The organism is uncultured Sphingobacterium sp. (assembly GCF_964277905.1).
Taxonomy (GTDB): Bacteria; Bacteroidota; Bacteroidia; order Sphingobacteriales; family Sphingobacteriaceae; genus Sphingobacterium; species Sphingobacterium siyangense.
This window is the reverse complement of the sequence record NZ_CAXYKD010000022.1, coordinates 1-20,892: the sequence shown is the minus strand read 5'-3', so window position 1 is coordinate 20,892 and position 20,892 is coordinate 1. Positions and strand designations below refer to the sequence as shown.

At 40.9% G+C, this 20,892-nt stretch carries 16 protein-coding genes; 9 read left to right on the top strand and 7 right to left on the bottom strand.

Annotated elements, in window-relative coordinates; all coding sequences use genetic code 11:
• The first annotated feature begins 501 nt into the window (after positions 1 to 501).
• Complete coding sequence (locus ACHWSC_RS09375) at positions 502 to 1,752, top strand: dicarboxylate/amino acid:cation symporter (protein ID WP_394676552.1); 1,251 nt, start codon at positions 502 to 504, stop codon at positions 1,750 to 1,752.
• Between the two features lie 88 nt (positions 1,753 to 1,840).
• Here the strand turns inward: ACHWSC_RS09375 and ACHWSC_RS09370 are convergent, their stop codons facing one another.
• Complete coding sequence (locus tag ACHWSC_RS09370; protein WP_394676551.1) at positions 1,841 to 2,800, bottom strand: lipid A-modifier LpxR family protein; 960 nt, start codon at positions 2,798 to 2,800, stop codon at positions 1,841 to 1,843.
• A gap of 386 nt (positions 2,801 to 3,186) precedes the next feature.
• Here ACHWSC_RS09370 and ACHWSC_RS09365 point away from each other — a divergent pair, with 386 nt between their 5' ends.
• The 4 genes from ACHWSC_RS09365 (at position 3,187) to ACHWSC_RS09350 (ending at position 8,577) form a co-directional block, all read left to right on the top strand.
• Positions 3,187 to 3,594 carry a cytochrome c maturation protein CcmE gene (locus ACHWSC_RS09365; protein ID WP_046672794.1) on the top strand — a complete coding sequence of 136 codons (408 nt, stop codon included), beginning with the start codon at positions 3,187 to 3,189 and terminating at the stop codon, positions 3,592 to 3,594.
• A 19-nt stretch (positions 3,595 to 3,613) separates the two neighbouring features.
• Positions 3,614 to 6,073, top strand: a complete 2,460-nt coding sequence (locus ACHWSC_RS09360; RefSeq protein ID WP_394676550.1) for a heme lyase CcmF/NrfE family subunit — start codon at positions 3,614 to 3,616, stop codon at positions 6,071 to 6,073.
• Positions 6,073 to 6,834 carry a Rossmann-like and DUF2520 domain-containing protein gene (locus ACHWSC_RS09355; protein WP_394676549.1) on the top strand — a complete coding sequence of 254 codons (762 nt, stop codon included), beginning with the start codon at positions 6,073 to 6,075 and terminating at the stop codon, positions 6,832 to 6,834. The genes ACHWSC_RS09360 and ACHWSC_RS09355 overlap by 1 nt, the downstream gene beginning before the upstream one ends.
• A gap of 186 nt (positions 6,835 to 7,020) precedes the next feature.
• A complete protein-coding gene (locus ACHWSC_RS09350) occupies positions 7,021 to 8,577 on the top strand; it encodes an FMN-binding glutamate synthase family protein (protein WP_153845694.1) in 1,557 nt (518 codons plus the stop codon).
• A gap of 102 nt (positions 8,578 to 8,679) precedes the next feature.
• Here ACHWSC_RS09350 and ACHWSC_RS09345 read toward each other — a convergent pair whose 3' ends face one another.
• From ACHWSC_RS09345 to ACHWSC_RS09335, 3 genes are all read right to left on the bottom strand, one after another.
• Positions 8,680 to 9,123, bottom strand: a complete 444-nt coding sequence (locus ACHWSC_RS09345) for a MarR family winged helix-turn-helix transcriptional regulator (protein WP_046672798.1) — start codon at positions 9,121 to 9,123, stop codon at positions 8,680 to 8,682.
• 266 nt (positions 9,124 to 9,389) lie between these two features.
• Complete coding sequence (locus ACHWSC_RS09340) at positions 9,390 to 10,166, bottom strand: amidohydrolase (protein WP_046672799.1); 777 nt, start codon at positions 10,164 to 10,166, stop codon at positions 9,390 to 9,392.
• A gap of 83 nt (positions 10,167 to 10,249) precedes the next feature.
• Complete coding sequence (locus ACHWSC_RS09335; RefSeq protein WP_394676548.1) at positions 10,250 to 11,218, bottom strand: polyprenyl synthetase family protein; 969 nt, start codon at positions 11,216 to 11,218, stop codon at positions 10,250 to 10,252.
• Positions 11,219 to 11,329: 111 nt separating this feature from the next.
• Between ACHWSC_RS09335 and ACHWSC_RS09330 the strand changes: the two genes are divergently transcribed.
• Both ACHWSC_RS09330 and ACHWSC_RS09325 read left to right on the top strand, forming a co-directional pair.
• Positions 11,330 to 12,499, top strand: coding sequence for a glycosyltransferase family 4 protein (locus ACHWSC_RS09330; RefSeq protein WP_394676547.1), 1,170 nt, complete (start codon positions 11,330 to 11,332; stop codon positions 12,497 to 12,499).
• A complete protein-coding gene (locus ACHWSC_RS09325; RefSeq protein WP_046672802.1) occupies positions 12,496 to 12,825 on the top strand; it encodes a metal-sulfur cluster assembly factor in 330 nt (109 codons plus the stop codon). The genes ACHWSC_RS09330 and ACHWSC_RS09325 overlap by 4 nt, the downstream gene beginning before the upstream one ends.
• A gap of 101 nt (positions 12,826 to 12,926) precedes the next feature.
• Here the strand turns inward: ACHWSC_RS09325 and ACHWSC_RS09320 are convergent, their stop codons facing one another.
• Both ACHWSC_RS09320 and ACHWSC_RS09315 read right to left on the bottom strand, forming a co-directional pair.
• Positions 12,927 to 14,168 (bottom strand): cation:proton antiporter, encoded by a 1,242-nt coding sequence (locus tag ACHWSC_RS09320; protein ID WP_394676546.1) that lies wholly within the window; start codon positions 14,166 to 14,168, stop codon positions 12,927 to 12,929.
• Positions 14,169 to 14,171: 3 nt separating this feature from the next.
• Positions 14,172 to 14,651, bottom strand: coding sequence for a cation:proton antiporter regulatory subunit (locus tag ACHWSC_RS09315; protein ID WP_046672804.1), 480 nt, complete (start codon positions 14,649 to 14,651; stop codon positions 14,172 to 14,174).
• Between the two features lie 524 nt (positions 14,652 to 15,175).
• Between ACHWSC_RS09315 and ACHWSC_RS09310 the strand changes: the two genes are divergently transcribed.
• Entirely contained in the window at positions 15,176 to 18,205 is a 3,030-nt protein-coding gene (locus ACHWSC_RS09310) for a SusC/RagA family TonB-linked outer membrane protein (RefSeq protein ID WP_394676545.1), read from the top strand.
• A gap of 13 nt (positions 18,206 to 18,218) precedes the next feature.
• A complete protein-coding gene (locus tag ACHWSC_RS09305) occupies positions 18,219 to 19,841 on the top strand; it encodes a RagB/SusD family nutrient uptake outer membrane protein (RefSeq protein ID WP_394676544.1) in 1,623 nt (540 codons plus the stop codon).
• A gap of 47 nt (positions 19,842 to 19,888) precedes the next feature.
• On the opposite strand, the gene ACHWSC_RS09300 is transcribed toward ACHWSC_RS09305, so the two are convergent.
• The gene (locus tag ACHWSC_RS09300; protein ID WP_394676588.1) at positions 19,889 to 20,671 is read right to left on the bottom strand and encodes an MBL fold metallo-hydrolase; all 783 of its coding nucleotides are present in this window, start codon (positions 20,669 to 20,671) and stop codon (positions 19,889 to 19,891) included.
• Between the last annotated feature and the right edge of the window lie 221 nt (positions 20,672 to 20,892).

Below are 20,892 nucleotides of genomic sequence, written 5' to 3'. Positions count from 1 at the left end.
AAGTCTAAACAACCAAACAGTAATCCAAACAAATGGCGCACTCCTTACCCATGACACCTATCACTGCTACTGTCCAAAGATAAAAAAGCCAATCCGAGTATCAAAGCCTTCCTGATTTCAACAGTATCAAGAGCTGTGAAAGCGGATAGAAACTTTTTTGTAGATCATAAACCGAGTGTAGCAACCTCTTTGATACCTTAATGAAAAGATACGAAGCAATCACCTAGACATTTGTAGAAAAAAGCGGATTTTCTCAGCAAATTAAAACAAAAATGAACAAACACGCATAAATTCAGCTCGTTTTAATAGACCTATTCGAGAAAAACACTATTTTAGCAATCTTAATACGAAATATTCACAAAACCTAATGAAATATCCAAACCTAACAAGCGCAGGCAATACAACAGCATTGGATATTCTCTATGTCACCAAATTACAAAGACAATATAAGCAGTTCTTCCATGCGAATGAACTTCTTTAGAAATAACTAATCATACACCTATGAAATACGCTACAAAAACTTTTGTGCAGAACTACGGCAGTATCTTACTTCTACTCCTTGGGATCAGTATTGGAAGTTTGATCGGCATCTTCTTTCCGCATATCGTCAACAATCTTAAACCCATCGGCGACATTTTTCTAAACCTCCTATTTGTCAGCGTTATACCTTTGGTATTTTTTGCCATATCCTCATCTGTTGCGAATATCGATGGCGACAGTGTACTGGGAAGGATCATCGGCATGATGTCCTTCGTATTTGTACTGGGTATTGTCGTCGCCGGACTGTCAAGCATCAGCTTCCTTTACCTCTTTCCAGTAGATGCTCCACTGCCTATTGAACAAACAAACAAGATCATAGAAACAGTTGTTCATGATTCTTGGGGTGAAAAAATGGTCCGATTTTTAACCGTTAGCGAATTTTCAAGTTTATTATCACGACAAAATATGCTGGCCTTTGTCATCTTTTCGTTCCTCGTTGGCATTGCTACGCGCAAATCTGGAGCATCTGCAGAGACCTTCCGTAAATTTATAAACTCGGGCAATGTTGTGATGGGAAATCTGCTCGTGATGGTCATGAACCTGGCTCCCATTGGCTTGGGAGCATATTTTGCCTATCAGGTTGGAACATTAGGCCCTCAGCTCTTTGGTTTTTATGCCAAACCTATCGGTCTATATTACTTTTTTGGAATCTTCTATTTCTTTACGGTATTCAGTTTATTCGCTTTTTTAGCATTCGGGCTAAAGGGTGTCAAACGATATTGGCAAAATAACATATTGCCTTCCTTAACCGCATTGAGCAGCTGCAGCAGCCTCGCCACCATGCCAGCCAACTTACTTGCAGCCAAGCAAATTGGAATCCCGGACAGCGTCGCTAGTGTCGTCATTCCCCTAGGCACAACATTGCACAAGCATGGATCCGCGATCGCCTGTATCTTTAAAATCTATATTGCGCTTTTATTAAGTGGCAAGGATTTTTTTGATCCAGCCAATCTGATTATGGCGGTTGGCATTACTTTACTGGTGAGCATCGTAGCCGGAGGTATTCCTAATGGTGGCTACATCGGTGAAATGCTGATCATATCGGTTTATCAGATGCCAACGGAGGTGATTCCTTCCATTATGATTATCGCCACGCTGGTCGACCCATTGGCAACGATGCTCAATGCCACTGGAGATACCGTAGCCGCTATGCTCACCACAAGATTGATCGGGCAAAAACTGGCCGACCCTATTCCCGAAAACCCAGGTTAAACAAGCTGCAAACGACAAACATTTGAACGCTGGACCAACGAAGATCCTATCAAGCGGATCCATGTAGGTCCTACTTATGGCTGGTTGATCAAAAACGGTAGGCAAAAAACAGCTCGCCATATTGATGCCGGTGAAACACCGATTTGAGCTCTTTCGAATTGAAGATGTAATTGATACCGTAATTGATCTTGTGGTTAGACCAATTGAAACCAATGCGGTGACTAAGCATCCAAGGCTGAATAGTGTATAACTTACCTATGGGGTCATTTTTACCTCTCCCTCCTTCTACCGTTGCGCTGTAAAAAATACGAGACACGCTTGGTTGATAGATAAAATACCATTCTTTATCATTGTCTGCTCTTCCCTGTGTCAAATGCCCATGTGTAAAGGTGGATGCCTGATAGGATTTCAGCTTCCCCAACCGAAGCGGGACCGCAATTCCCATATTGGTATTATTTAATCCAATGGTCCCTTCACCTATAATTCCGACGTCGAATTGCTGATTTTGACTGCGATATAGTCCTTTTTTATAAGTTGCACTTAAATCAATACCAAAAGAATTTCTAAGCTGCGTATCCCAACCAGTCGCCTCGTACATCCCAAAGAGATGATGGATAAACTTCTGTGCTTCTTCACCGTAAGATTTAGGGCCGATTTGCGCCAATTCAGTCTTGAACTCAACAACCTGATCGTGCGGTAAAAATCGCGTTACCCCAGCACTAAAATAGAGGTAACCTGCAAATGGTCTATCGTATTTCTTTTCCTGCCGTCTATAGTCAATGATACTGATACCATTGTAAATCCGTTGGCCTATTTCAAAATCCAATACCGTATTTGAAGTCTGACTATCTGGTTTCCCTGGCAACGCAATCCTATAGTTGATATTGATACCATTGGTATAATAGCGGTCCTGACCGGTCAGTAGATAAACGTCATTGTCATTTTGGATAGCAATTTCCTGATTACGGAATTTAACCTGTCCAAAAACAAAAAAGCAAGGGAATATAACAGCCCAAAAGAGGCCTAAAAATCGCAAAGCAACACTCATATTAACAGGCAATTGTAAAATTCATGCGATATCATTAGAACCAAAATAGCAAATTTCACTTCAAATTATTCAAAAGCATTCGAATCTAGCTTATTTTTCCAATTAATTCAAACTATTTAGAATAGATATAAATAATATGGAAAAGTTGCATTATTCCTTTCTTAGCGAATCTATTTGTAATTTTGCATTCGATTAGGTCTCAAATGTAATCAATTTGGGATTTTAGCGAGCACAACGTTGTCAGATTTGGGTAATAATCTTTCTGAAAAAACAGGAGGATATCTGGCAGATTGGAACAGCTATTCATCGTTAAGAAAAAACAAACCGGGTGAAACGAGCTCATTTAATATGATGAGATCAAACACTTATAAAATAAGTAAATACAAATGAAAAAAAGTTCAATTATTCTAATCGCTATCATTGCTGTCGCAATTGCCATGATACTTGTTATCTATACCGATTCAAGTACCTATTCGACATTTACCGAAGCTAAAGAAAAGAAAACCGAACTATATGTGGTAGGTCAATTGAATAAAGACAAAGCGCTTCATTATGATCCCAAAACTGACGCCAACAAATTTTCGTTTTTCATGCGTGACAACGATGGTACAGAATGTGAAGTGATTTTTAGAGGCGCCAAACCTCAAGATATTGAACGTTCAGAGCAAATTGTATTGACAGGAAAAATGGACGGAAATGTGTTTAGGGCAAGTAAGATATTGATGAAATGTCCGTCAAAATATAACGATAAATCGGTCGTCACCGAGATCAATGCTACTGCTTTCAATAATTAATTCGTAAAATCAATTTTCAATGGACGTTAATTACGTTGGTGAGCACCTGCTACCAGGGCAGATCGGACAATTCTTTATTGTACTTTCTTTTGGTGCTGCACTTCTATCTTGTATCAGCTACTTTTTTGCAACAAAATACCCTGAAGAGAATTCATGGAAAAAAATTGCACGTATTGCCTTTTGGGCTAATGCGGTCTCCGTAGTGGCGATTGGTGCAACTTTATTTTATATTATATACAATCATCTTTTTGAATATAATTATGCTTGGGCGCACTCGTCCAAGACACTCCCTACCTACTATATCATTTCCAGTTTTTGGGAAGGTCAGGAGGGTAGTTTTTGGCTTTGGATGTTCTGGCAAACAGTATTAGGTTCTGTTTTGCTATTTAAAGCAAAAAGCTGGGAATCGTCTGTCATGACTTTCGTCATGTTATGCCAAGCATTTTTAGCTTCCATGATTATTGGTGTGGAAATCTTCGGTCTGCGTATCGGTAGCTCTCCGTTTATCCTATTGCGTGAAGCAATGGATATTCCAATCTTTAGAGAAGCTAATTATCTTTCACTCATCACCGACGGTAATGGTTTGAACCCTTTGCTTCAAAATTACTGGATGGTGATTCACCCACCAACACTATTCCTTGGCTTTGCGTCGATGATTGTTCCTTTTGCGTATGCCACCGGTGCTCTTTGGACCAAGCGATACAAAGAATGGATCAATGCAGCACTTCCTTGGGCTTTATTTGCCGTGATGATTTTAGGCGCAGGTATTATCATGGGTTCATTCTGGGCTTATGAAGCACTTAACTTCGGTGGCTTCTGGGCATGGGATCCGGTAGAAAATGCATCAATTATTCCTTGGTTTACCCTGATTGCTGCTGTCCACGTCATGATTGCTTACAAGAATTCAGGCCACTCCTACTTCACCGCTACATTTTTGGCGATGATCAGCTTTGTACTTGTTATCTATGCATCTTACCTGACACGTAGTGGTGTCCTTGGAGAGACTTCTGTACACTCCTTTACCGATCTAGGAATGAGCGGACAATTGATCTTATTCAATGTTGTCTTTTTGGTAATCATGGTCGTATTTCTTACCGTCAAAAAGAAAGAGATGCCCATCACAGAAAAAGATGAGGATATCTATTCAAGAGAATTCTGGATGTTTATTGGCGCTTTGGTATTGACTGTCGCATGTGCACAGATCATTGCCTCGACATCAATTCCAGTGTTCAACAAGATCTTTGGCACCAAGGTAGCTCCACCTTTGGATCCGATCCAACATTATAACAAGTGGCAATCGGGTTTTGCAGTGATCGTTATGATCTTAACCGGATTTACACAATTCTTAAAATACAAACGTACCGATAGCCGCAAGTTTTTGGCTTCTACGGTAGCATCGTTGGTTGTGTCTCTCATTCTAACGGCTGCTGTCGTCTATTTTACGAAGACTTATACCAACCTGATCTATATTTTGATCACCTTCGCAAGTATTTTCTGTATTTTGGCGAATATCCGTGTATTGGGTGATGCCGTTAAAGGCAAATGGAAGCTGGCCGGCTCTTCGGTAGCCCATATCGGCTTTGGATTATTACTTATCGGTGCCATGGTGGCTGCAGCAACCAACGAGGTCATCTCGGTCAACAACACAGGTTACATTGCTGTATCGGGATTTGACAAAGTAGAGAAACCTGGCGACAACTTATTCTTGACCGAAGGTGAACCTGTACAAATGGGGGAATACAAAATTACCTATATCGGCGATAGCATTGTGGCTCCAAATACGTTTTATAAAATAAAATACGAGCGGATCGACGAAGAAACAGGTAAAGTGAAGGAGCATTTTGTGCTACAACCTTTTGCACAAAACAACGCGAAAATGGGCGGTTTGATCGGTACTCCAGCGACCAAACATTATGTCACGCATGACGTGTATACACTGATTACTGCAGCTGCGGCTGAAAGTCAGGCAACACATGCTAAAGTTCCGGCAGAAGACAAAACTGGTTTCGAGGACTATGAGGAGCCAGCAACGTATCAGGTAAATATCGGTGATACCCTACGCTACCGCAATGGATATTATGTCATTGAAGGCTTAAACAAAGAGGCTCACCTGGAGAAAATTCCAAAAGGTCCTGGTGATGTCATGGTTGGATTGAAAATAAAAGTATTTTCGGCCGACAACAAACAGTATGAGGTACAACCAATCTACTTAATTAAAGACGGTGGTGTTTATGACTTCAACAAAGATGTCAACGAGCAAGGACTTAAATTCAGATTTACGGGAATTAAACCTGACAAGGATAAATTAGAAATCATGGTTTATCAAAAGCCACTTCCAGAAAAGAAATGGGTCGTATTTAAAGCCATTAAATTCCCATACATCAACTTTTTCTGGTGTGGAACGATTGTCATGACCATCGGTTTTATCATGTCCATTGTGAGAAGAAATAAAGAGGAGAAACGAAAAGCACTTAAATAATGAACATTGTGATCTTAGGAAGCGGTAATGCCGCTACGCATTTTGGACAACAGTTTCAAAAAACAGGGCACCATATCGTTCAGATCTACAGTAAAACAAAGGCCAATGCAGATGCATTGGCCTTTGTTCTTCATTGCGCAGCAATTGACCAACTATCTGAACTAGACTTGCATGCCGATCTTTACCTCATTGCCGTTACCGATCAGGCCATTGTATCGCTGGTAGAAGCGCTACCAAAAGATATAAAAGGCGTTGTTATTCATTGTTCGGGAGCAACCGATCTTTCTGTCCTGGCTGGATTTAAAAATACGGGAGTCATCTATCCACCACAATCATTATCCAAAAATAAAGCAGTCGATTTCTCGACCGTCCCACTTTGTATTGAAGGTAACACGGATGAAAATAGTGCCAAGCTACTTCAGTTAGCACAGACATTTGCACCGCGGAGCATCTATTGTAATTCCCAGCAGCGCTTAGCCATTCACCTTGCCTCGGTTATGGTCAACAATTTTACTAACATCCTTTATCAGATGGCCTACGAGCTCTTAGCAGAAAACGACTTGTCCTTTGATCTAATTAAACCAATCATCCTGGAGACGGCAGAAAAAGTGCAAAATCATATTCCAATAACAGTTCAGACAGGACCAGCGATCCGACAGGACAGCACAACAATGCAAAAACATTTGCAATTTATTAGCAATAAACCAGATTTACAGCAAATCTATCAACTTTTGTCGCAGGAGATTACTAAAAGAAAATAGTTTGTTAGAAACGGTTATAAACTTATCAAAACTTACCTCCAAGGGGTAAATATATCCATTTACTTCAGGAACTTTAGTACATTTGCTTCGTCCAAAAGCGCATTTTGGAATGCTAATTGAGTAATAAAATAATCAGTTGGGCTTAACATTAAAATAGCGAATTAAAACTAAACAATCGTATTTTCTATGGAAGTTAGAAAACTCATTCTTTCAATAATGATTGTGATTAATTTAATCATTGTATCATTTGGATTTATATTTACATCAAGCTGGTTTTGGCTGCTTATCATTCCATTTCCATTGCTATTGATTGCGTTATATCATAGTTTCCAGACAAAACATGCCATCCTACGCAATTATCCCTTAGTTGGATATTTCCGTTATATTTTTGAATCTATTCGTCCTGAGTTGAGACAATATTTTTGGGAATCAGACATGGATGGACGTCCATTTAACAGAAGACAACGTTCGATCGTATACCAACGTGCAAAAAATCAACGTGAAACTGTCGCATTTGGTATGCAGACTGATCCACAGGCTGTCGGAAATGAATGGGCTGCGCACTCTGTTTTCCCTTGCCATATCGAAAACCACGATATGCGTACCACTGTTGGAAATGCAGCCTGTAAAAAGCCCTATAGCTTAAGTGTGTTCAATATCTCAGCAATGAGTTATGGTGCATTGAGCAAAACAGCAATAACGGCATTAAATAAAGGTGCTGCACTTCAAAACTTTGCACACAATACCGGCGAAGGAGGAATCAGTGACTACCACAACAACGGTGGTGATTTAATTTGGCAGGTGGGTACAGGTTATTTTGGCTGTCGGAATCAGGAAGGAAAATTTGACGCGGAGCTCTTCAGAGAAAAATCCAATCGTGAAAACGTGAAGATGGTCGAGTTGAAACTCTCGCAAGGCGCTAAACCTGGTCATGGGGGTATCCTTCCTGCGGCAAAAAACACACCTGAGGTCGCAGCTATTCGTCACGTCATTCCAGGAACAGATGTGATGTCGCCTCCAGCACATAGCGCTTTCTCCTCGCCGACTGAAATGATGCACTTCATACAACAGCTGCGCGAGCTATCGGGTGGAAAGCCTATCGGCTTCAAAATTTGTATCGGCGATAAACATGAGTTTATCGACATCTGTCACGCCATGCAAAACACGCAGATCTTCCCGGATTTTATCTCCGTAGATGGATCAGAAGGTGGTACGGGAGCTGCTCCACTGGAGTTTACAGATAACCTCGGGATGCCATTATACGATGCATTGGCATTTGTAACGAAAACTTTGATTGCTTTTGGTTTAAAAAAACATGTTAAAGTTATTGTATCAAGCCGTATTGTAACAGGTTTCGATATCTTGAAAGTCATTGCCTTAGGCGCAGATGCATGTTATAGTGCTCGTGGTATGATGTTCGCTTTAGGTTGTATTCAAGCACTTAAATGTAATGAAGACGTCTGTCCGGTTGGGGTTGCCACGCAACAGCCGCATTTATACAAAGGACTCGACGTAAACGATAAATATGTACGTGTTGCTCAGTTCCACCGCAACACATTACGTGCTACAGTCGAAATTATGGAGGCTTGTGGTTTCAAAACACTGTCGGATGTATCGGCAGATAAATTCTATCGTAAGGTAGATGCTATCCGGACACTAAGTTTTCAGGAAATCTATTTCGGAACTGAAGGCAAATTGGTCAATAGCCACACAGATTTCGAGAGCAAACTTTTCGAAGATTAACTGCTAGAAATTCATATAAAAAAGGTCCCCTATGTATTCAACATAGGGGACCTTTTTTATACCCTGATAGTTCCCTTATAAAATAACCCCCACTAAGTATCTTTATTTCAAATTAAACAATACGCGATGCAGAATGGTATTTGATAAGGTAATTTGATCGTCGGCCAAGCCCCCTAAGGCCTGTTCAATAGTATTTTTTGCCTGCTTCATTCCTTCATCTTTCATCTTTCGTCCTATTTTTGTTAAATAGATCAGATTGGACCGTCTGTCGTTTTTATCATTAACGCGGATAACCAGATTTACCCGTTCCAGGTTATTAATTAATCGAGTGACACTTGGTTTATCTCGAAATGTGCGAACAGCAAGCTCCTGCTGGGTAAGCCCCTCTTCTACCCACAGGTTATACATGATACTCCATTGTTCAGAAGTAATGTTTAACCCGGCCTCCTTGAGATTACGCTGTAATCTCCGCATAACTGCAATTGAGTATTTCCCTGTTAAGAAATTATAAAAATACTCTTGTGATACTAAATCTTGGTCTAACATATGAAAAATGGTTATGGTTGTTTACGCAACTTATTTTAATAATAAAACGCCGTCTTTCATCCAATATGAGAAAAAACTAAACGTATTTTGGCTAATAGTTAGCCTAAATTACGCTTTATTATAGCTGTCTCAAACAAAATTTTATCAACATGTCATAAGTAGATGTTGATAAATCATAAAAATTTGATTTATACTAGAATGAATTTAATAAATAAAAAGGATACAAGCAAAATAAATGCTTGCAATTATACCTAATTTAGAGGATGTTATCCGATAGTAAAGGAGTCGGAATCTTTTAAGAAAGGAAATTTCTCACGTGCTTCCAACAGGTCATTCGGGTTTAAGGTAAAGGTATACAGGTCCTCATCTTCCGGTTTATAATACACCACGTCACCAAGTGGCGATATACACATCGAGCCACCAGAATAGTAAATATCATTACCATCATGACCTACCCGGTTTACCCCAACAACATAAGCTTGGTTTTCTATCGCACGTGCTGGAATAAGGGCTCTCCAATGTGCGGAGCGCTTGTCCGGCCAACTCGCTGTATACACTAAAATATCATAAGCTCCGTTTTGATTTTTAGACCAGACTGGGAATCTAAGGTCATAGCAGATCATCGGGCAAATTTTCCATCCTTTGATATCCACCAGGATACGTTCATTTCCTGGCTCGAAGTACTCGCTTTCTTTAGATAATCCGAAAAGATGACGTTTATCATATTTTACATATTTGCCATCAGGAAACATCCATACAAAGCGATTATAGTATTTCCCGCCTTCTTCGATAATCAAAGAACCGGCAACAACGCAGTTAAGTGAGCTTGCCATCTCAAATAGCCATCTTGTCGTAGGCCCATTTGCAGGTTCTGCACATTTCTCGACATTATTCGTGAAGCCCGTATTAAACATTTCGGGGAGAATAATAACATCCGTTTTCTCACGCAATGAGGAAAGTCTCAATGCAAGATTATTTAGATTCTTTTCGATATTTTCCCAGAATAAATATGCTTGAAATACGGTGATTTTTAAAGGCTCCATGAACGTAATCTAAAAATTTATTTAATTATTTTCTTACAAAAAAACATTTACAGGCAAGATACGAATTTTAATAGAATTTATACTTATTGCTGTCTTACCAAAAGGTTATTTGCTAACACTAATAACGCTTCTTTGCGATCATTTGGTACATTCAATGCTTCCATTTTTTCAAATGCCCGTTGTGTATAGCTATCTTTCAATTCGTCGGCAGCACTTTTAATCGCATACTTCTCGTATAAGGCAAGCATATCCGCTACTTTTGACGGAGCAGTCGCTATAGATGTGTCCAATAAGCTTTGTAAGACTATCTTATCGTCGTCCGAAATTACCGCCATCAACTTCACCAATAAAAAGGTTTTTTTATTGATCATGATATCACCACCAACGATCTTTCCAAAGGTATCTGGATCGCCATAGGCATCCAAGATATCGTCCTGTAATTGAAATGCTAAGCCTACATTCTCTCCAAAATCGTAGATCAGCTGCTGTTGCTGTTCATCTGCTCCAGACAAAATAGCACCCAACTGTAACGCTCCGCCCAATAACACCGACGTTTTAAGACGGATCATCTCAAGATATTCAGGCATTGTCAGCGAATCCCGACTTTCATAATCCATATCTAATTGCTGACCCTCACATACTTCCATAGCCACTTTACTCAAAATTTTCAAGGTTGCAGGCAGGTAAATAGGATTACACTTTGAAATTTCCTCATAAGCTTTGACCAACAAGCCGTCTCCAGACAATATGGCAATATTAGCATCCCACTTTTCGTGAACTGTCGTCTTACCCCTTCTTAAAGGAGCCTTATCCATCAAATCATCGTGGATTAGTGAAAAGTTATGAAAAAACTCCACTGCCTTGGCAGCAGGGATAATTTCATCCATCTCTTGCATGCCAAATAATTCGGCGGCCATCAATGTCAGCACTGGTCGAACCCTCTTTCCGCCCAAAGTCAATATATACCGTATCGGATCATATAAATTTGATGGTGTTTCAGGAAATTGACTTGTCTCTATCGCCTCTATCACGAGTTGTTGTAAATGTTGCATATATCTTTACGATCGAATCTTGCGAATATAGCAATAATCATATAGAAATGGCAATTTTGTCCCTTTAAAGGAAGTCACCTCAAAATTGTACATTTGTATAAGTCTTTTATTATGCGCATACTGATTATCCATACATTTTATCAAGATCCTGGTGGTGAAGACACTGTATTTCAGCAGGAATCTTCCCTCCTCGCGCAAGGACATGAGGTCCAAACGCTAACCTTTCAAAATAAAAAGGGTTGGCAGGGTGCATTACAGACAATAGGATCTTTTTGGAATATTTGCGCTGCTCAACGTGTCAAAAAAATAATTCGGACGTTTAAACCAGACATCGTTCACGTTCACAACACCCATTACGCAGCGGGTCCGATTATCGTTCGTACGATTGCAAAACTCGGCATCCCCCAGGTCATGACCTTGCATAACTTCCGTTTGCTATGCCCTTCGGCGACGCTGTACCACCACAACCATCTTTTTTTGGACTCACTCCAAGAGGAGTTTCCGTGGACAGCCGTTCGACAAAAAGCATTTAACAACTCGATAGTAAAAACATTTCTTCTCGCACTGAATTACTGGTTTCATCGTAAAATTGGAACTTGGGCAAAGGTAAATCGCTACATCAATTTAAGCTCTTTTGCAAAGAACATATTCGTTGAATCGACCTTGCACCTTCCGTCTACTAAGTTCGAGATTAAACCGAACTTCGTTTTCCCTAATGCAATAGCGCCCGAAGATACACAGGCCCACTTCGTATACGTCGGTCGTCTTTCGGAAGAAAAAGGGATATTGAATCTGATCGATGCTTTAATCGGAACAGATTTTCAACTACAGCTAATTGGCGGCGGTCCGCTCGAAGAGGAGGTCCTGAGAAGAATTAAAGACCAGCCGAACATTTCCTACCTCGGTTTTAAAAAAAGGTCAGAAATACTTCCCCTGATAGCCAAAGCACAGGCACTACTCGTACCATCGATTTGTTTTGAAGGTATGCCGATCACGATTCTTGAGGCTTATTCAGTCGGAACAGCTGTGCTCAGCTCAAATCTAGGCCCACTCCCCGAACTGATTATCCCCGGCAAAACAGGACAAACTTTCGATCCCCACAACAAAAACGATATCATCGAATGTTTAAGAGAGTGGAGTACAAAAACGACAAATGAAAAAGATGAGATAAGAAAGACCTGTATTGCTTACTATTTTCGTAATTTTACTCCTGAAATAAATGAAGCGAAATTATTAGCGATCTATCAAAACGCTATTCACGATAAAAAACTGAATAAATGAGTATCATTGTATTAGATAAACTGGGTCTAGCGCCACAAATCCAAGCTGTACTGGAAACAATTTATGATCCTGAACTGAAACCCGCAAATATTGTGGATTTGGGGCTTGTATATGAAATCATTACGAAGGAAGAGGGTATTGCAAAGATTGTAATGACGCTGACTGCTCCTGGCTGCCCCGTGGCAGGCGAAATCATGAATGAAGTTCAAGAAAAAGTTGCTGCTGTAGCAGGTGTCAAAGAAGCATTGGTCGAATTGACATTTGATCCACCCTGGACAAAAGACATGATGTCGGAAGAAGCAAAACTAGAGTTAGGGTTTTTGTAAAATTCAATAGTTCATAATAACAAAGAGGGATCCTACAATACGGTAGGATCCCTCTTTGTTTGTGACCACTCATTTAAGAGCATCTCTATCATCCAGAAGCGCTAAGTGGCCTGATTATTTTCTAAATCACTCAACTTTTTCAAAGGCTTGGAGCTATTGGTATCCGCACCGAAAAGTAATTTCCACAGATTACGTGACTCTTTGGTCAATAGTGGGGATACAATGGAAAGAATCAGAACATATACAACCACAAAAGATTGAATAACGGGCAATAAAGCCCCTGCTTTACCAATATTTGCCATGATAATGGAAAACTCTCCCCGCGCAGACAAGGTAAAGCCAATATCAAAAGAAGTTTTAGGTTTCATGCCCGAAAATTTAGCTGCAAAATACCCCGAAGCAAGATTACCCATCACCGTCACCAGCGCTGCAATCGAAGCCCAAAATACAGCCCCCCCCAGCGACATAATATCAATAGACAATCCGAAACTAAAGAAAAACATTGCCCCAAAAAAATCCTTATAGGGCAGTACCATCGATTCAATCTTTTTGATGTATTGCGAATCTGCCAACACCAAGCCAGCCATCAATGCCCCAATAGCCTCCGCAACATGGATGGTTTCAGAGAAACCTGCCACAATAAACAGTAAGGCAAAGATGATCAATATAAATAATTCAGAAGTTTTCTCCTTCAATAAGCGATCAATCGCAGGCACCAGTTTTCTGCCCAAAATCAAAAAGGCCAATATAAATCCCAAGGCCAGTAAGGACGTTCCTGCTACCGTCCAAAACGAACTGCTTCCTGTCAGTATCAAGCCCGAAAGGAAAGAGATATGCATCGCTATAAACAGATCATCGAACATAATCATCCCCATAATGACCTCCGTCTCCGGATTGGCCGTGCGTTTGAGATCTGTAAGAACCTTTGCGACAATGGCCGTGGAAGAACTTGTCATGATACCGCATAAGACCATCATCTCCTTAAATGGCATATCCATTAGCCATCCGATCAACAAGCCTGAGGTAAAGTTCAATAAGACGTAAATTGTCCCGCCTGTCACAATTGCTTTACCGGATTTAATAAGGCGATTGACCGAAAACTCAAGTCCCAGGTAGAACAGCAGGAATAATACACCCAACCGTCCCATGAAATCTATAAAGGGTTTACTTTCTGTAAATGTTAAATCCACCAGACCAACCTGCGGAGCGTGCTGTCCCAAAACCATTCCTATAATAATGAAAAATGGAATAACAGAAAACTTAAGCTTATTGGCTATTAGGCCAACAATGGCAACAAGTCCTACAGCGATTCCAATTTCCAGTATTAAGGTATGTGATAGCATAAATTACAGTAAAATTTCCTTCAAAAGTTTAATATTATTCTTCTTTCCAGCAATGACAAGTGTGGTGCCTGGGCTAATCAAATAAGACGGTCCTGGATTGATAACCGTATCATCATCCCGTATCCCAGCAATAATCGATGCACCTGTACGTTGACGAACTTCCAGCTCTCCAATCGTCTTTCCGGCCCCCTCATTTTTGCCTTCCACTTTGTACCATTCAATGCGTAAATCGTCCAAAGCAACTTCAATTGTCTCCAAAGCTTTAGGCTTGTAGGACAAACCACCGATAATACCCGCAATCTGCCGAGATTCATCGTCATTGAGTGTCATGACGCAACGTGACTCATGTTCCTCGTCATCATAGCGATAAAGTTCCCGTCTGCCATCGTCATGGATAACAACAACCATATTGTCTCCCGCATCGGTTTCAATTTGAAATTTTTTTCCAATTCCAATCAGATCGGACTCTCTTACAATAGACATAATCTTCTATTTAAATAAATACTAATAATATAAGCTTCATAACGTTGTTTACAACAATTACGAAAACAAGCTAAAGGTTCTTTCTAACAAAAAACAAAGACTTTTAGAAAAAACAGCATCAGCCCTTAGCTACTAAAACACAAATTTACCCAAAAAATCAATCTTAAACGAATCCGCTGGTATCTGACGGGATGGGCTATAAAGACCAAATTACCCCAAAATACTAAAAAAAGAGCAGAAAAACGACCCTTTTAACCGATATCATCCCTTTTTTCGACGTATGGCATCTTGATGACACAACTGAACAACAATAAAAGCGCTCGACGTATACATGTTATTAACGATCGGAATTCCTAGCCGAACAAATCAACTTCAATTAGCTCCAATTTTCATTACAAAACCCCATTTCTATAACGTTTTCGTAGTTCGTGCAATCGTTTGTTCCAAGAAGCAATAGAATTGCCAACGCTTTATTTCTTTATAATTGCCGCATTAAACACTTACTGAATCTAAATTACACACCTATGGTCAAAAAGAGTCATCTCATCCTTCTGACACCCTTATCAATCTTGTCATTAGCGGCACCTATTTACGGGGTAGCAAATCCACGTAGTTTGGTTGCAATAACCAGTCGTTCACCCTTCCAGCAAGTCGTCTCCGGGAAGGTCGTTGATGAAACGGGGAAACCAATAAGCGGTGTTACTGTTTCTGAAAAAGGTAAAGCAGCAGCAACTACAACCAATCAAGACGGTATCTTCTCACTGAACGTCAGTTCAAAAAGTGCCATCCTAACATTTAACTCGATAGGATTTACGGCGAAAGAAGTTCCCGTATCACAAGCATCACAAATAACCTTGACAAAATCCGAGGATGTTTTGGATGAAGTTGTGGTCGTAGGTTATGGTAAACAGAAAAAGAGCGATTTGACAGGAAGTATCGCTACAGTGGAAGCAAAATCCCTGGAACGAATAAATTCACCGAATGTTGTCGATAAACTTCAGGGTAAGATTTCTGGTTTAGCGATCAATTCCGGTTCGGCCAAACCTGGCGAAACAGCTTCTATCAATATCCGCGGTGAGAACTCGATCTCCGCGTCCAACGCACCCCTAATTATCCTGGATGGAATTCCTTTTAGTGGTTCCCTGGGTGATATCTCTTCCAATACAATTGCCAGTATCTCGGTACTGAAAGATGCTTCATCCACCGCAATCTATGGTTCAAGAGCTGCAAATGGCGTTATCCTCATCACCTCAAAAAAGGGTGCCGCAGGGAAAGCACGCATCAATTATAACGGCTATTTTGGGGTTCAAAGTGTAGAACGTCGCCTTAAATTGATGAACGGTCCACAGTACATCCAATTTATGCGTGATTACCAGGCTTCGAAAGGAAAAACCGGTGATCAGCTCAACCCAGAAAATTATCTTTTTGCCAACGTATTAGAACAATACAAAAAAGGGGAAGAAGTCAATTGGCAGGACGAAGTATTCAATAGTGGCGCTCCCATTCAGGAACATCAACTCAGTTTTTCGGGTGGAACGGATAAATCCGATTACTATGCATCTGTAAGCTACCTAAATCAAGATGGTGTGGTAAAAAACACGCCCTACGAAAGATATAATGTCAATCTAAACCTCAACCAAAGTTTAAGCTCTTGGTTAAAGCTAGGAATGACCATGCAGGCTTCTCAAGGGAACCGTGACGGCGTACAACCTAATCTCGAAAGTGTTGTAAAACTTTCCCCTTACAGTAAAAACCGTGATGCCGATGGCACTGCTGTAACGTACCCAATGTACGCACAAACATTGTGGGCACACCCTTTCGCAGACGAAAAAGGACAATGGGATCAGACCAGAAGAACGGTCTATGCGAATACTTGGCTTGATGTAAAACTTCCAATTGAAGGATTAAGTTTCAAAACCACCTTCGGAACCAACTACCGAAATATTAACGAAAACTCCTACTATGGCTCAAATACGGTCACAGGACGCGGCGTGAATGGTACCGGATCAATTTACAATGAGCACTTCTGGGACTGGACCTGGGAAAATCTCTTGACCTATGACCGTACCTTTGGTGACCACAAGATCAATGTCGTGGGCCTCTATTCTTCCCAGAAAACAAATTTGAAAACTTCAAGAATGAATGGAGACGATTTTGTATCAGATGCCGGATATAACAACATGGCCTCTGCCTCTAAAAATCTTAAGATCGAATCCAACCTTCAAAATACAGCGATGATTTCCTACATGGGAAGAATCAACTATGCCTTTAAGGATCGCTACCTATTAACCTTAACAGGTCGTTCGGACGGTTATAGCGCATTTTCTGTTAACAACCGATATGCATTTTTCCCATCCGTTGCAGGAGCCTGGGTAGTTTCTAAAGAAGGGAATGTGCAGGACTATTTCGACTTGTTAAAACTTCGTGTTTCTTATGGTAAAAATGGAAATCAGGCTGTATCACCTTATCAAACTTACGACCGTCTGACCAACGTCGATTATATTTATGGTCTTGATCCAGTCAAAGGACTTGTGATGAATTTCAATGGACGTGGAAGCAATCTAACTTGGGAAACGACAGCTTCATTAAACCTTGGTTTGGATTTTGGTATTCTCAAAAATAGACTTTCAGGAACGATCGACTATTACTCCTCAAAAACATCGGATCTTTTATTAAGTGAACAGGTCCCTGTCATGAACGGCTACAACACCATTTTGACAAATATCGGTGAAACTTCCAACAAAGGGATAGAAGTTACCTTGAATGCCATACCAGTCAAAAATGACAATTTCCAATGGAATGTAAATACAACCTTTGCCTATAACAACAATAAAATCACCAAACTGCGCGCTGACGGAAAAGATGATTTGACCAATGCCTGGTTAATCGGAAAGCCTATCCGTATTTTCTACGATTATAAAGTCATTGGTGTATGGCAAGAGGGCGACGACATCGCAAACTCGTATCAACCTAAAGCGAAACCTGGCGATGCCAAGTTAGCAGACCTCAACAACGACGGTAAAATCGATGCCAATGACCGTACCATGATGGGGAACAAAATATCACCTTATACACTTGGTATTGGCAATGATTTCACGTACAAAAATTTCTCCCTGTCGTTCTTTATGAATGGGGCATTTGGTGGAACGAAAATAGATGATTTCAAAAACATCGAACGTTTCTTACCTAACAACGGCGCCAATTATCTTGCTGACATGCCTTACTGGACACCGGAGCGTACAAACACAGACATCCCATCCCCTGGATACACGCCAGTAAACAACCATACGTATTATATCAATTCATCCTATTGGCGAATTAGGGACTTTAGCTTGGGCTATACCTTTGATGGCGATTTTCTAAAAAGATTGAATCTCTCTTCCATTAAAGCATTTATTAACGCCCGTAACCTCTATACATTCTCCAAAATCAAAGGTTACAACGTAGAGGCGTTGAGCGTAAGTTCGACCACAGGTAATCCAACAACGACAAATATTGCCAGTCCTTATCCTGTTGCGAGAACATTCTCATTGGGAGTAAATGTCCAATTCTAAACACATCAAGATCATGAAGAAAAGAAATACAACTTTATATACAATTCTAGCTGGCCTAAGCTTACTTTTTACAGGCTGCAGCAAGAACTTCTTAAATGAAGACACCAGCAGCTTTCAGTCACCTGATAATACCTATATCAATACGAAAGGCTTCGAAACTGGACTAAATGGTTTATACTCTTATGCCCGCATGGAATTCCTGACCTGGAACGGTAGTATCTTTTCCCAAGGAGCAACTCCACAGGAGGCGTTACAGGTCGGAACAGATATCGTAGCTATCAAAACCACAGGTACAGACGCTACATTGGCTCCATTCAGCAATTATACGCTAAATCCTGCTTCGTCTTATGTCCGCAATTATTGGAAATATGCCTACGGATTTATTGGTAATACCAATACCATCCTTGAGGCTTTAAAAAAGGATGGTATTAGCTGGACAGACAAGGACAACGATCCAAAACGTGTGGAAGCAACGGCTCGTTTCTTCCGTGCCTACAGTTATCGCTACTTAGTCAACCTGTACGGCGATGTGCCTTGGGTGGACAAGGTATCCGAAACACCCCGTCGTGATTTCACACGTACACCGAAAGCTGAAATCTTGACGCACATGATTGAAGACCTTAAGTATGCAAGTGAAAACCTGCCCGACAATCCAGGAACAATTCAGGAAGGTAAATTGACGAAATGGGCTGCTTTACACTACCTGGCAGAAGCATATATCGAAGCTGGACAGCCTGATTTAGCGGCAGAAGCTGCCAACAAAGTTATTCAAAGTGGTTACTTTAAATTGAACGATCAACGTTTTGGCGCCGAAAAAGATAAACCCGGGGATTATTTCCACGATATGTTTATCGAAAACAACCAAAATCGCGGTTCCGGCAATCAAGAAACGATCTGGGCCATCCAATTGGAATACAATACACAAGGGGGCGGCGACCGCTACACAGATTGGAGTAAACGTGCCTGGGTACCTTTCTATTCACAACAAAAAGGATTTGCTTTGGCCGACTCACTTGGTGGAAGAGGTCTTGGCCACGTACGCCCTTATCAATGGTGGCTGGATAGTTATGAAAAACAAGATGTCAGAAATTCATCTTTCAATATCAAACGCGATTGGTATTATAACGATCCTTCCGTCCCTGAACTTTATGGCAAGAAGATCGTACTTACCGACGCCATCAAAGAATCAGGCAATGTATTCCCGACAACAACCAAATTTTTCTACGGAAAGACAGCTGTTGACCCTGCATTTGAAGGAAATATGAAGGACCGTGTGAAAGTACGTTTGGCAGAGACTTACCTGCTATTGGCTGAAGCATACTGGCGCACCAATAAACCGGCACAAGCTAAAGACGCCATCAATGCTGTCCGTGCCCGTGCAAAGGCGTCATTAATCGATGCAGCAGCAATCAATGCTGATTTGATTCTCGACGAACGCGCCCGGGAGCTTATTGGTGAGGAAATGCGCCGTATGACCCTTGCCCGCTTTGGTGAGGATATCTTTTTACGCCGCGTGCAAACATTAAACACACAATCAAAAAATGTGGTGAAAAAAGAATTTATTCTTTGGCCTATTCCACAAGAAGTTATCGACAGTAACACGGGTGCAGCCTTCCCACAGAATCCGGGATACTAAACCTTCCAAAACCTCCATGTTCCCAAAAGGTCATGGAGGTTTTTACTTTATAACTTTGCGTCAACTAGCTTATAGGTCCCATCTTCCCGGATCTGACTACGGCCAATGGTTATATTTTTAGAATGATAAAACAAAAAAATCCAGCCTGCTGGCGCGCCTTCTGCCCAATACTCCTGACGCAAGGCTTTGGAGCGCCGACCATCGAAATCATATTTGGCGATATAATTATGGAAAATTTCTTCAGGCTCAGGTAATACATCTCCGCCAAAGAAATAGTGCTGATCATCCGTTTGAATATGAAATGCCTGATGATGCGCGGTATGTCCACCATTGAGCGCATAGCTGATTTCATCATTTATTTTTCCTTCACCTTCCACCAGTACCAAATTTCCACTGCGTTGAATCACATCAAAAATCTCGGTCCTGTATGAACTGGAGATGCCTGAATAGGCGTCTTCCCATTCGCCACGTTGAACAATATATTCGGCTTCAGGAAATGCGATACGTCCAGTTCCGTTTTCAAATGTGACCATACCACCGGCATGATCCTTATGAAGGTGGGACATCAGTACATATTTTACATCTTCGGGTCTAAAGCCAGCCTTACGGATATTATGATGCAGCTGTAGTACAGCACTGTCATCGGTATAGCCAAGGCCGGTATCACAGAGAACAAGTCCGGAATTAGTTTGGATCAAGAAGGGATGGACATGGATAAACATCGCCCCCGGTCGGTCCTTAGGGTCGTCTAGAAGTGGGTCAAAGGGAATAAATTTTCTACTCTTGTCTACGGAAAAAGAACCTTCATATAAAGAATAAGCCTGCACCATATTTAAAACATTGGGAATATGCACGTTAAGCGACAGCGGATCAATACCGGGTTTAGGAATTAGGTAAGTCCAGCCTTAAAACGTATATTTACACTTAAAATATTGTGCAAAGATATGCAAAAAAGGTGGGTACTAAAATCTAAAACTGATGTCAAAATAACCAACAAACTGCGCGAGGAATTAAACATCAACACTGTATTGGCAGAGTTGCTCGTGAGCAG